Genomic DNA, 12,224 nt, shown 5'->3' with positions numbered 1-12,224 from the left:
GCTGCCCGGCAACATGGCATAACGACAACACAACATGCACTCCCGGAATGATGAAAAAATTACTCGCGCTTGCTGTTATTGCGCCGTTGCTCATCTCCTGCTCCAGTTCGACCAAAAAAGGCGAGACGTATAATGAAGCCTGGGTCAAGGATACCAACGGCTTTGATATTTTGATGGGGCAATTTGCCAACAATATTGAAAATCTGTGGGGATATAAGGAAGTCCTGATCGCCGGGCCGAAAGACTACGTCAAATATACCGATCAGTTCCAGACCCGTAGCCACATCAACTTTGATGATGGGACCATTACCGTTGAAACCATCGCCGGGACGGAACCTACCGCACATCTGCGCCGGGCCATTATTAAAACGTTGCTCATGGGTGACGACCCAACCTCCGTCGATCTTTACTCCGATGTCGATGACATAAAAATTTCTAAAGAACCCTTCCTGTATGGTCAGGTCCTCGACAATACCGGCCAGCCTATTCGCTGGGAAGGCCGCGCCACGACATTCGCGGATTACTTGCTGAAAACGCGGCTCAAAAGCCGCAGTAACGGCCTGCGTATTATTTACAGCGTCACCATTAATCTGGTGCCGAACCACCTTGATAAACGCGCGCATAAATACATTGGCATGGTACGCCAGGCCTCCCGTAAATACGGCGTTGACGAGTCGCTGATTCTGGCGATTATGCAAACGGAGTCCTCGTTCAACCCGTATGCGGTCAGCCACGCGGATGCGCTGGGCCTGATGCAGGTGGTGCAACACAGCGCCGGGAAAGATGTTTTCCGTTCTCAGGGTAAGTCCGGCACGCCAAGCCGTAACTTCCTGTTCGACCCCGCCAGCAATATCGATACCGGCACAGCGTATCTGGCGATGTTGAATAATGTCTATCTGAGCGGTATTGAGAATCCGACGTCGCGGCGCTATGCGGTCATTACCGCCTACAATGGCGGCGCAGGCAGCGTATTACGCGTATTCTCGAACGATAAAATTCAGGCCGCGAATATGATTAACCGCATGTCGCCGGGGGATGTGTACCAGATATTAACCACCCGACATCCATCTGCGGAGTCGCGCCGCTATCTGTATAAGGTGAATTCCGCCCAGCGATCGTATCGCCGCCGATAAACCATCGCATCCCGCCTCTGGCTGGCACAGGACAGCGGCGGGAAAGGCAAAAGTGTTAACTCCGTCACCATTTTACCTTGCAATCAGAAATTGTTTGCAAATATTTGTCACAGGTAACAAAAAAAGCCCGCCTCTCATTGATAGAATCACACCAAATCACAACGGCAAATGTGCCTTTTAAAACATTCATCCGCTCTCAGGTGTGAGGAAATTAACATGAATCTTAAGCTGCAGCTTAAAATACTTTCTTTTCTGCAGTTCTGTCTGTGGGGAAGCTGGCTCACTACCCTGGGCTCGTATATGTTCGTCACCTTAAAATTTGACGGCGCATCTATTGGCGCAGTTTATAGTTCACTGGGGATTGCCGCCGTCTTTATGCCGACCTTGCTAGGCATTGTGGCTGACAAATGGCTGAGCGCGAAATGGGTCTATGCCCTGTGTCATGTTGTCGGCGCCATCACGCTATTCATGGCCGCGGAAGTCACTACGCCTGGGGCGATGTTCTTTGTGATCCTGCTTAACTCGTTGGCCTATATGCCGACGTTGGGCTTGATCAATACCATATCGTATTACCGCCTGCAGTCTGCCGGCATGGATATTGTGACTGACTTCCCGCCTATCCGTATCTGGGGCACCATTGGCTTTATTCTGGCGATGTGGGGCGTGAGTTTCTCCGGTTTCGAGCTGAGCCATATGCAGCTTTATATCGGCGCGACGCTTTCCGTTCTGCTGGTACTGTTTACCTTTACCCTGCCGCACATTCCGGTGGCGAACCAACAGAAAAACCAGAGCTGGACATCAATGCTGGGCCTTGACGCTTTTGCGCTGTTTAAAAATAAGCGGATGGCGATTTTCTTCATCTTCTCCATGATGCTGGGCGCGGAACTGCAGATCACCAACATGTTTGGCAACACCTTCCTGCATAGCTTTGATAAAGATCCGCTATTCGCCAGTAGCTTTATCGTGCAGCACGCCTCGGTGATGATGTCGATTTCGCAGATTTCTGAAACGTTATTCATCCTGACCATTCCGTTCTTCCTGAGCCGTTATGGTATTAAGAACGTTATGCTTATCAGTATTGTGGCGTGGATGCTGCGTTTCGGCCTGTTCGCTTATGGCGACCCGACGCCGTTCGGTACCGTTCTGCTGGTACTGTCGATGATTGTGTACGGCTGCGCCTTCGATTTCTTCAACATTTCTGGCTCGGTGTTTGTCGAAAAAGAAGTACGCCCGGAAATCCGCGCCAGCGCGCAGGGAATGTTCCTGATGATGACCAACGGCTTCGGCTGTATCCTGGGCGGCATTGTGAGCGGTAAAGTGGTGGAGTATTACACTCAAAACGGCATTACCGACTGGCAGACCGTGTGGCTCATCTTCGCAGGCTACTCGCTGGTGCTGGCCTTTGCGTTCGTAGCCTTGTTCAAATACAAACACGTTCGCGTTCCGGCAAGTTCGCAACCCGTTGCACATTAATTCTTGCCCTGTTTCGCAGGCCGGATAAGGCGTAAATGCCTTATCCGGCCTGCAGGCAACGTTACTTTAAAACATATCCGTACAAGCGTTGAATTCCATCGGCATCAGTCTCGCTATATACCCCCTGCAATTCAGGCGAAAAACCGGGCAACAGATTGATGCCCTCTTCCAGCGCCAAAAAATAACGCTGCGCCGCGCCGCCCCAAATCTCCCCCGGCACCACGCACAGTACGCCCGGCGGGTATGGCAATGCCCCCTCGGCAGCAATACGCCCGTCCGCCTCGCTGATACGCACCAGCTCTACATCGCCGCGAATAAAGGCGCTGTTGGCGTCCTGTGGGTTCATCGCCACATGCGGCAGGCTTTCTTTGCGGAACATCGCTTTTTGCAGATCCTTAACGTCAAAGCTAACGTACAGGTTGTGCATCTCCTGACATAGCTCACGCAGGGTGTAATCGCGGTAGCGCACCGGGTATTTCTGAAAAACCGTCGGCAATACATCCGCAAGCGGCGTATCGTCTTCAATGTGTCGTTCAAATTGCGCCAGCATCGCGACCAGCCGCGCCAGTTTCTCTTCGCTCTCAGCGGGTGTCAGCAAGAACAGAATCGAGTTGAGATCGCACTTCTCAGGCACAATACCGTTCTCACGCAGATAGTGGGCGAGAATGGTCGCCGGGATGCCGAATTCGGTGTACTGCCCACTATCGGCATCAATACCTGGCGTGGTCAGTAACAGTTTACAGGGGTCGACAAAATACTGGTCATCCGCATAACCCTCAAAGCCATGCCATTTCGCCCCGGGCTCAAAACTGAAGAAACGACGATTGCTGGCAATGGTCTCCGTCGGATATGCCTGCCACGGCTTGCCGTCAACCACCAGTGGGATAAAGGGCTGAAGCAGTTTGCAACGGGCGAGAATGGCTTTACGCGCGTCAATGCCCAGCGCAACGCACTCCGCCCACAGGCGGCGACCGCTCTCCCCTTCGTGGATTTTGGCATTGATATCCAGCGCCGCAAACAGCGGGTAGAACGGACTGGTCGAGGCGTGCAACATGAAGGCGTTGTTCAGGCGTTTGTGCGGGCAAAAACGCGCCTGGCCGCGAATATGGTTATCTTTTTTGTGGATCTGCGAGGTTTGTGAGAACCCCGCCTGTTGCTTATGTACCGATTGGGTCACAAAGATCCCAGGGTCGTTTTCATTAAGCTCCAGCCGCAACGGCGAGGTATCCGCCATCATATTGATAAACTGCTCATAGCCTACCCACGCGGAGTCAAACAGAATGTAATCGCAGAGATGCCCGATTTTATCCACCACCTGACGGGCGTTGTAAATAGTGCCGTCATAGGTACCCAGCTGAATGATCGCCAGGCGGAACGGACGCGACGCATCGGCGCTTTCCGGCATCACGTCACGAATCTGGTCGCGCAGGTACGTTTCATCAAAACAGTGCGCATCAATGCCACCGATAAAACCAAACGGGTTACGCGCCGCTTCAAGATAGACTGGCGTCGCCCCGGCCTGAATCAGGGCGCCGTGGTGGTTGGATTTGTGATTATTACGATCAAACAGCACCAGATCGCCGCGCGTCAGCAGGGCGTTGGTGACCACTTTATTCGCCGCCGAAGTCCCATTCAGCACAAAGTAGGTTTTATCCGCATTAAACACTTTTGCCGCAAATTTCTGCGCGTGTTTGGCAGAACCTTCATGTATGAGCAGATCGCCAAGTTTCACATCGGCGTTACACATATCCGCACGAAACAGGTTTTCACCAAAAAAGTCATAAAAATGGCGGCCTGCGGGATGTTTTCTAAAAAACTCGCCATGCTGGTGCCCCGGGCAAGCAAAGGTACTATTCCCCATGTCGACATACTGGGTCAGGGTGCCATAAAAGGGCGGCAGAAGTTCCGCTTCGTAGCGACAGGCAGCGTTTTCCAGCTCCAGCCATTCCTGCGCGTTCCCGCCTATTACCGCCGTGACGCCGACAGGCGCGCTGACGGGTTCATCCGCAAGCATAAACACCGGCAGGTGAAAACCGGTGCGTTTAAGCAACGCCAGAATACCGCTACGGCTGTCAGCAGTGGTAATGACGACTGCGGCCACATCGGTAAAGTCTGTACTGTCCAGCGCCACTACGTTTCGGTGGGTGGAGAGACGGGGGATGAGTTCACCGCTGGCGGCAATATTCATTGATTTCATAAGCGCAAATACCCGTTTCGGGAGTAGAGTAACCCCGGACAAGGCCGATGCCTTGCCCAACGAGATGCCGGGTCAAACTGGATACCAGCTCCGACCGCCAGACATCAGTAAAAACAGACTGTTTCTGATTTTACTGTTGTCCTGCAGTGAGCGTGCGCTGCCCTCACCGCATAGCGGGGATGACAAAAAAAAGGAAAGAAAGGGGCAAACCTCGCGCAGTCAGGCGACAGTGAAGACAATATAAAGGCGCTATGTTCATCCCGGCGAGCCCCATGCTGGCAGGAGAAATTTCACGCAATCATGGCACCTTTCACCAGACGGCGCAAGGTAAAATCAGCGCTCTATACGTCACAGATAATCAAGCTATTAACAGCTTAATCGCGTGATAATAAGGCAATTTGAAAGACAAATAACAGGAGTCATTGTGGTAATTGGACCTTTTATTAACGCTGGCGCAATTTTATTCGGCGGCGTTATTGGCGCGCTGTTAAGTCAGCGTCTGCCAGAACGGATTCGCGTCTCAATGACGTCTATTTTTGGTCTGTGCTCTCTGGGTATTGGCATTCTGCTGGTGATGAAGTGCGCTAATCTTCCGGTGATGGTGCTGGCGACGCTGGTCGGCGCGCTTATCGGCGAGTTTTGTTTGCTGGAAAAAGGCATTAATGGCGCAGTCGCGAAAATCCAACAATTATTTATGGCATCGGGTAAAAAGCCGACACACGACTCATTTATTCAAAGTTACGTCGCTATCATTGTACTTTTTTGCGCCAGCGGCACCGGTATTTTCGGCGCGATGCATGAAGGGATGACTGGCGATCCAAACATTTTGATCGCTAAATCTTTTCTGGATTTTTTCACTGCCATTATTTTCGCCTGTTCGCTTGGCATCGCCGTTTCGGCGATTTGCGCGCCGATGTTGATTATCCAGTTAACGCTTGCCGCCTGCGCCACCCTCATTCTTCCGTTGACCACGCCGGCAATGATGGGCGACTTTAGCGCTGTGGGCGGACTGCTGCTGGTGGCGACCGGCTTGCGTGTATGTGGAATCAAAATGTTTCCGGTAGTGAATATGCTCCCGGCGCTGTTGCTGGCGATGCCGATTTCCGCCGCATGGGCGATGTTTTTTGCCTGATTCTGCGTGCAATAGCAACAAAGTGGTGATAGATTGTGCAGTCTACGTTGATTTGAAGAAATTTCGTTGACGAAGCGAGGCGATTACGGTTTAATGCGCCTCGTTGCCCGGATAGCTCAGTCGGTAGAGCAGGGGATTGAAAATCCCCGTGTCCTTGGTTCGATTCCGAGTCCGGGCACCACCTTTCCTTTTTTATGCTTTCTTATGAATTCCTCGATGTCTTCAAGTCAATAAGTTTGAACATAGACTCTTTCCAGAAATTATTGCCATATGATCTCCATTAGACCAATATAAACGGATGCGTGATCATAATAAAGGCAGTAATAGTAAGTTTTAACATTAAACATACTGCGAAATTTCAATTAAGTTTCCATCAGGGTCCCTGATGTAGATAGACATTATCTCGCCTGTGGCTCCAGTTCTCTCAACCGGGCCTTCAACAATGGGAATGCCTGCCTGTAAGATCTCAGACACAACATCATTTATCGGTGTCGATGTAATAAAACATAAATCGGCAGATCCCGGCGTTGGTCTACTCGCTTTTGGTTCGAACTCCATTTCTTGCTGATGGAGGTTAATTTTTTGCGCTCCAAATATTAACGCTTTTCTGTTTTGTTTAAATGTTACCGCAGAAAAACCAAGTACCTCTTCGTAGAATCTTATTGTGGTTGATATATCAGATACCGTTAATACAAGGTGATCAATTCTGTCAATTATCATTTGAATAGACTCATGATGTTTATATTTTAGGGATGCTACATTAAAAAATAGCATTAACCTACTTTTAAATCAGATGCATTTTTTTTGCATCTACTCTAAGTTGCTGCCGAAAATTGGGATGTGCCAATTCAATGATGCTGAGCGCACGCTCGGTTGAAGAGAGCCCCTTCAGGTTTACGGAGCCAAATTCAGTGACTATCCAGTGCGTATCCGTTCGTGGGGTTGTTACAGGCCCCTCAAGGCGGGGAACAATACGAGAAATCGTATCATTCGCGGCCGTTGAGCGGGTCGTAATAATGGAACGACCTCCTTTAGATGCATATGCGCCTCTGACAAAATCCAATTGCCCTCCTGAAGCGCTGTACTGGTGTCCAAGCAAATATTCAGAGTTACAGGCACCAGTGAGATCGATTTGTAAGGTAGCGTTAATGGAGACAACATTCTCATTTTGCGCAATGATCCCCGGATCGTTAACATAATCGACAGGCCGACTAAAAAAAGAGGGGTTGTCGTTGAGATAGTCATACATATCCTTTTGTCCCATAGCAAAAGTAAATACAGACATTCCCCGGTCGATATTTTTACGCTGGTTGGTAACGACGCCTTGTTGAATCAAACTTACCAACCCCGGATTCAGCGCCTCTGTATGGACCCCCAGATCATTATGTTCCTTGAGCGCATTACAGATGAGCTCCGGTAATGCGCCGACCCCCATCTGGAGACAAGCGCCATCTGGCACAAGAGAAGCGATAATCTGACTGATAGCAATATCTTCGGCTACGGCAGTACGTATTGGTAGTTCAATTAAAGGGACATGGTTTTCAACAATGGCGTCAATTTCTGAAATATGGATTGCAGCACCTTCTCCATGAACGCGCGGCATATATTTGTTAACTTCGACAATAAGCTTTTTAGCTGTCCTCGCAATCCGGGTGGAATAATCGTTTCCAGTTCCAAAATTAAAATAGCCATACTTATCCATAGGGGACACGGTGTGAATAAAGGTATCAATACCAATATCATCAGCCAGTAATCGCGTCGCCTGATGAAAATTTGAAGGTACATAGTTAACTATTTTTCGCCCGGAACTCTCAATCCCCTGACGTATTAAAGCCCGTTCAATACCGGTAATAAACATACTGTAGAGATGAATATAGTCACTTAGCTCATAACGGAAAATAGTGTTCCCGGCAATGCTGGCTGTTTCATAACAGTAAACCCGCAGATCGTTGATTTCTCCCCTTTTCGCTCGCTTTGCCAGCGCATTCAGCAAAGCTGGAGGCTCTGCTGCAAACATTCCCATAGAGAGGTGACTGCCGGAGGTAATTAAAGTAACCGCCTCGTCAGGCGTCACGCATTTTTCGGCATACACTGCATTAACATTCATCATGACTCTAAACCTCAGGGCGATTTCTCAATAAGCGGCGTCTTCTTCAGGCGAACATCCACAGCAATAAACTAACATTGTTCGTTCGAAGCGCATGACCTCTACACCATTCTGGTTAATACCACATGTCCGAACGGTAACGATGCCTTGTCCCGGGCGACTATTTGACAGGCGTTTGCTGAGTACAGTGCTTTCAGCATAAAGTGTATCCCCTGCGAAAACCGGATGGACGGCTTGTACCTTATCCCAGCCAAGATTGGCCACGACCCTGGCGCTGACAGTACGCACGCTCATACCGGTTAAAAGCGCCAGAGTGAACGTTGAATCAACCAGTAACTTTTTCCATTCCGTTTTGCTGGCGTAAGCCGCATCGAAATGGACCGGCTGCACATTGAGAGTGAGCAGGGTAAACCACACATTATCGGCGTCCAGAACCGTCCGGCCGGGACGATGTTCAAAAACATCACCGGGATGAAAATCCTCCCAGTAAAGACCCGAAATTTCTCGGTAGCGCCCCTCGCTAATGGTTTTATAAGCGGGTAATAACGTGTTCATAATCAATTCCTCTGTTAATAAAATCAGGAAAAGATCCCTGCCCGGGCGAGTAATCTCCGGGCCTGACGGGCAACGGCTGCATCTATCATCATGCCGCTAACGATCCCGACGCCTTTGGCATTCTCTGTCAGTACTGCACGAGCATGATTAATTTCTGCCGTTGTAGGAGTAAATGCGGCGTTGATTACACTAATCTGAGCGGGGTGAATAGCCGATTTTGCAGAAAAACCAAAACTGAGCGCCTGCAGCGTTTCCTCTTTCAGACCTGAAAAATCGCCTATATCAAAGAAGGGAGCATCTATTGCAAGAAGCCCTTTCATAGCGCAGGCAGCCACTATTCTGGCCCGCGCCAGCGCAAGAGGCTCCCAGGCGGGTGTGGCGCCAATGTCAGCCGCCATATCTGCGGCGCCAAACATCAACCCGCAGAGTCTGGGGGTGGCGTCCGCAATAGACTCTACGGCATTAAGCCCAACAACTGACTCAATAATGCCAATAAGGCGAGTATCAGAACCAGCCATCATGATAAGACTATCCACGATTTGCAGGTGCGCGGCTGACTCTGTTTTCGGAAGAATAATGTAATCAGGAAAAAAACGGCATTCCAGTAACATATGCAGGTCTTCAATGCCAGCATGAGTATTCATTCCATTAATTCTTAATGCTATTTTCAGCGATGAGTTTGGTCGGGATGAAAGGAACTGCATCGCAATTTTCCGGGCCTGCGCCTTGTCATTCGGGGTGACGGAATCTTCAAGATCGATAATAGAAATGTCCGCCGCACTTTCAACTGCTTTTATGAAACGTTCTGGTCGAATTGCTGGGGTAAAAAGCCAGCTACGTGTCGGTGTATGAGAAATATCGGGCATATTGCACCTCCTGTTAACCTCACTATGCGCTCGCCGGTTTCATTCTTCCAATATATGATGGTGCCATTCTTAATTGCTTTTGGAGATGAGGATGGAACTGCGCCATATTCGCTATTTTCTCGCCGTCGCTGAAGAGCGGCATTTCACGCGGGCTGCGACAAAAGTAGGCATAGGTCAGCCGCCGCTAAGCCAACAGATTAAGGATCTGGAAAGAGAGCTGGGAGCGCAGCTATTCCGGAGAGTGCCTCATGGCGCGGAATTAACCGAGGCTGGAAAAGCATTTTATGATGTTGTTAAAGGGATGCCTGCTACCGCGACAAGAGCCGTGCTGGCAGCGCAGCGTGTTGCCAGGGGGGAATCGGGCGTGTTAAGGGTGGGTTTTACTGCCTCTGCGGCATTTAACAGTGTGGTGCCCGGCGCAATCCGTACTTTCAAGCGGGCTTATCCTGACGTTCGTTTGCAGCTTGAGGAAGGAAATACAACTCAACTGGCTGATGAATTGAATGAAGGATCGCTGGATGTTGCCTTTCTGAGACCCGGTTTTACAGGCAATGAACGGTTCCAGCTCAGGTTACTGTCTGAAGAGCCAATGGTTATTGTGCTGGCAGAAACGCATCCTGCTGCGGCGTGTAAACAGATTGCACTCTCGATTCTCAAAGATGAGTTTTTTTTACTCTTCCCACGTGAAATCGGCCTGTCGCTTTATGACGCAGTGATCGAGGCCTGCGGTAAAGCGGGCTTTGAACCGAAAATTGGTCAACTCGTGCCGCAAATTTCGTCAGTCATTAACCTTGTGTCGGCAGAGATGGGTGTGTCGATGGTTCCAGATTCAATGAGACAGGTTAATGTCAAGGGAGTAGTATACCGCCCCGTTGCAGACCAGATGCCCGTCGCAAAGTTGGCTCTGGCATACCGGCGCGGCGATACATCGCCAACGCTGAGAAACTTCATCCTGAAAGTCACTGGCTGAATGCAGTTACGTGAGCGTTGAATAATCATTTAAAACGTAACCAATAATTATTGGTCCGATTTTGTGTCTAAAGGAATCGCTAACGGAGCAGGAACTGGCTGCAATGTCTGTGGATCGACAGCCAGATAACGCCCGGTTTTACTGTCGATACCCACATAATCGATAAGCTTGCCTTTGGCATAAAGCACCATTGTCTGTTTTGCAAATGCCTCATATGCACTGCTCAGTATTTTCACTTTATCCACATAATCTGCTGCGAGATTATGCGTTTCCAGGGGGTCACGTTGCAGGTTGAATAATTCCCATGGCGCATTACCCGCCTGTGGGAATACTGTGACAAGACGACGCAATTTCCATTCCCCATCTATCCAGGCCGCCTGATTATGGAGTTCAACACCATATTGTGTGCGAGGCGCGTGCAGACTTTCACCGGTCAGATAGCGTTTAAAACTCACGCCGATCATTGGCAGTGTCGGTCTTTCAGATAATGATTTACTGACATCAATACCTGCAAATTCATAGAGCGTGGGCGCGACATCATACGCCGCCATTGTGGCGTTATCTATGGCGCCATTATGGATGATACCAGGACCGGAAATCATAAAACTGGTATTAATTCCCCCCTGACCGCTGGTCGTTTTGTGATAGCGACCATAAGGCGCATTGCTGACATCAGCCCAGTGGGGACCGTAAGAGATAAATGAATTTTTACGACCAATATTTTCGTAACGATTATCGAATTGCTTCCAAAAATCCGGTTCAGATTCATAGTGAAAGCCCTCCGCCGGATTCACCCCATTATCACTTAAGAAGACCAGAATCGTGTTTTTATCGCGCCCGGTCTTTTTTAACGTCTCAATAACGGTACCAATCTGTGCATCCATATTGGCGATCATAGCAGCGTAAACCTGCATCACCTTCGCCGTATATTTCTGCTGTTCCGGGGTCATCGCCTGCCATTCTTTATCAAGTTCCAGTCCTGGCAGAGGTATGTCATCACGCAGGAAACCCAGTTTCTTCAAACGAGCAATACGCTGACGATAGACGTCTGCATAGCCCTGTTCATACTGACTTTTAAAACGACTAATCCATTCATCCGGTGCCTGCAGAGGATCATGTGGCGCAGTAAAGGCCAACCACGCGAAGATAGGTTGTTCCCGTGGCGTCTCGCTGATCCAGCGATTAATCTGGCTGGCATAGGCTTCGCTGGAGTAAAAACTGGAGGGCAGTGAAATGCGCTGATTGTCACGGGTATAATAGGTATGAAATATCTCCACGGTTCCCAGCGGCACGGCATCATCAAAGTGACTGGCGCCTCCCCCCATCAAGGCGAAAGAATGACGAAAGCCTCGATCTTTTGGCGTCGAGCCTGGCGTAAAACCAAGATGCCATTTACCCGCCATCAGCGTATTGTAACCAGCATCTTTAAAGCGTTCAGCCATGGTCGTCACCCGATCAGTCAGGCGCAATTCATAGCCTTCCTTACCTATGGTATTTTCATACCACCACATACCGCCTATACCTGCTTGCTGACTGGTGTTCCCGGTTAATAGCATCGCACGGGCGGGAGCAGACATGGGAGACGTGTAATATTGACTCATCCGCACGCCGTTCTCAGCCATCGCCTGCAAATTAGGCGTTGGGATTTCCCCACCGAAGGGAGTGATATCAGAATATCCCATATCATCAGCGATAATCACGATAATATCAGGACGTTCGTTTTGCGTACTGTGCGCCGTACCGGAGAAGATAATGCTGAGTGTGGCAAGTGTTACTTGTTTTTTCACGGCT

General features: G+C 49.7%; 10 protein-coding genes and 1 tRNA gene. 5 read left to right on the top strand and 6 right to left on the bottom strand.

Annotated features, from left to right (window positions below):
- The first annotated feature begins 47 nt into the window (after positions 1–47).
- Together mltC and ACLJPE_RS10575 are read left to right on the top strand one after the other, a co-directional pair.
- The gene (gene mltC, locus ACLJPE_RS10580) at positions 48–1,133 is read left to right on the top strand and encodes a membrane-bound lytic murein transglycosylase MltC (protein ID WP_000976289.1); all 1,086 of its coding nucleotides are present in this window, start codon (positions 48–50) and stop codon (positions 1,131–1,133) included.
- Between the two features lie 216 nt (positions 1,134–1,349).
- Positions 1,350–2,606, top strand: a complete 1,257-nt coding sequence (locus ACLJPE_RS10575) for a nucleoside permease (RefSeq protein ID WP_001049804.1) — start codon at positions 1,350–1,352, stop codon at positions 2,604–2,606.
- A gap of 61 nt (positions 2,607–2,667) precedes the next feature.
- On the opposite strand, the gene ACLJPE_RS10570 is transcribed toward ACLJPE_RS10575, so the two are convergent.
- Entirely contained in the window at positions 2,668–4,803 is a 2,136-nt protein-coding gene (locus ACLJPE_RS10570; RefSeq protein ID WP_023207650.1) for an ornithine decarboxylase, read from the bottom strand.
- A gap of 424 nt (positions 4,804–5,227) precedes the next feature.
- On the opposite strand from ACLJPE_RS10570, the gene ACLJPE_RS10565 reads away from it, so the two are divergent.
- Both ACLJPE_RS10565 and ACLJPE_RS10560 read left to right on the top strand, forming a co-directional pair.
- Complete coding sequence (locus tag ACLJPE_RS10565; protein ID WP_000234466.1) at positions 5,228–5,935, top strand: DUF554 domain-containing protein; 708 nt, start codon at positions 5,228–5,230, stop codon at positions 5,933–5,935.
- Positions 5,936–6,040: 105 nt separating this feature from the next.
- Positions 6,041–6,116 (top strand) — tRNA-Phe (locus ACLJPE_RS10560).
- 158 nt (positions 6,117–6,274) lie between these two features.
- Here the strand turns inward: ACLJPE_RS10560 and ACLJPE_RS10555 are convergent.
- The 4 genes from ACLJPE_RS10555 to ripC all read right to left on the bottom strand — a co-directional run bounded on the left by ACLJPE_RS10555 (position 6,275) and on the right by ripC (position 9,463).
- Positions 6,275–6,655: a VOC family protein gene (locus ACLJPE_RS10555; RefSeq protein WP_000582672.1), complete on the bottom strand. Its 381-nt coding sequence runs from the start codon at positions 6,653–6,655 to the stop codon at positions 6,275–6,277.
- Between the two features lie 64 nt (positions 6,656–6,719).
- Positions 6,720–8,045, bottom strand: coding sequence for an itaconate CoA-transferase RipA/Ict (gene ripA / locus ACLJPE_RS10550; protein ID WP_000982337.1), 1,326 nt, complete (start codon positions 8,043–8,045; stop codon positions 6,720–6,722).
- Between the two features lie 24 nt (positions 8,046–8,069).
- Positions 8,070–8,597 (bottom strand): (R)-specific enoyl-CoA hydratase RipB/Ich, encoded by a 528-nt coding sequence (gene ripB / locus ACLJPE_RS10545; RefSeq protein ID WP_001094308.1) that lies wholly within the window; start codon positions 8,595–8,597, stop codon positions 8,070–8,072.
- Positions 8,598–8,620: 23 nt separating this feature from the next.
- Positions 8,621–9,463 carry an itaconate degradation C-C-lyase RipC gene (gene ripC, locus ACLJPE_RS10540; RefSeq protein ID WP_001112897.1) on the bottom strand — a complete coding sequence of 281 codons (843 nt, stop codon included), beginning with the start codon at positions 9,461–9,463 and terminating at the stop codon, positions 8,621–8,623.
- Positions 9,464–9,554: 91 nt separating this feature from the next.
- Between ripC and ripR the strand changes: the two genes are divergently transcribed.
- Complete coding sequence (gene ripR / locus ACLJPE_RS10535; protein ID WP_000423177.1) at positions 9,555–10,433, top strand: itaconate degradation transcriptional regulator RipR; 879 nt, start codon at positions 9,555–9,557, stop codon at positions 10,431–10,433.
- A gap of 47 nt (positions 10,434–10,480) precedes the next feature.
- Here the strand turns inward: ripR and ACLJPE_RS10530 are convergent, their stop codons facing one another.
- Complete coding sequence (locus tag ACLJPE_RS10530; protein WP_000745174.1) at positions 10,481–12,220, bottom strand: arylsulfatase; 1,740 nt, start codon at positions 12,218–12,220, stop codon at positions 10,481–10,483.
- Between the last annotated feature and the right edge of the window lie 4 nt (positions 12,221–12,224).

Origin of the sequence: Salmonella sp. SAL04196, assembly GCF_046550835.1 — a bacterium.
Lineage (GTDB): Bacteria > Pseudomonadota > Gammaproteobacteria > Enterobacterales > Enterobacteriaceae > Salmonella > Salmonella enterica.
The sequence above is the reverse complement of the archived record's forward strand: the minus strand, read 5'-3'. Positions and strand labels throughout refer to the sequence as shown.

Coding starts and splice junctions, on each gene's coding strand:
- ripR (WP_000423177.1), top strand. CDS start 9,555: ATGGAACTGCGCCATATTCGCTATTTTCTCGCCGTCGCTGAAGAGCGG.
- mltC (WP_000976289.1), top strand. CDS start 48: ATGATGAAAAAATTACTCGCGCTTGCTGTTATTGCGCCGTTGCTCATC.
- ACLJPE_RS10575 (WP_001049804.1), top strand. CDS start 1,350: ATGAATCTTAAGCTGCAGCTTAAAATACTTTCTTTTCTGCAGTTCTGT.
- ripB (WP_001094308.1), bottom strand. CDS start 8,597: ATGAACACGTTATTACCCGCTTATAAAACCATTAGCGAGGGGCGCTAC.
- ACLJPE_RS10555 (WP_000582672.1), bottom strand. CDS start 6,655: ATGATAATTGACAGAATTGATCACCTTGTATTAACGGTATCTGATATA.
- ripC (WP_001112897.1), bottom strand. CDS start 9,463: ATGCCCGATATTTCTCATACACCGACACGTAGCTGGCTTTTTACCCCA.
- ACLJPE_RS10570 (WP_023207650.1), bottom strand. CDS start 4,803: ATGAAATCAATGAATATTGCCGCCAGCGGTGAACTCATCCCCCGTCTC.
- ripA (WP_000982337.1), bottom strand. CDS start 8,045: ATGATGAATGTTAATGCAGTGTATGCCGAAAAATGCGTGACGCCTGAC.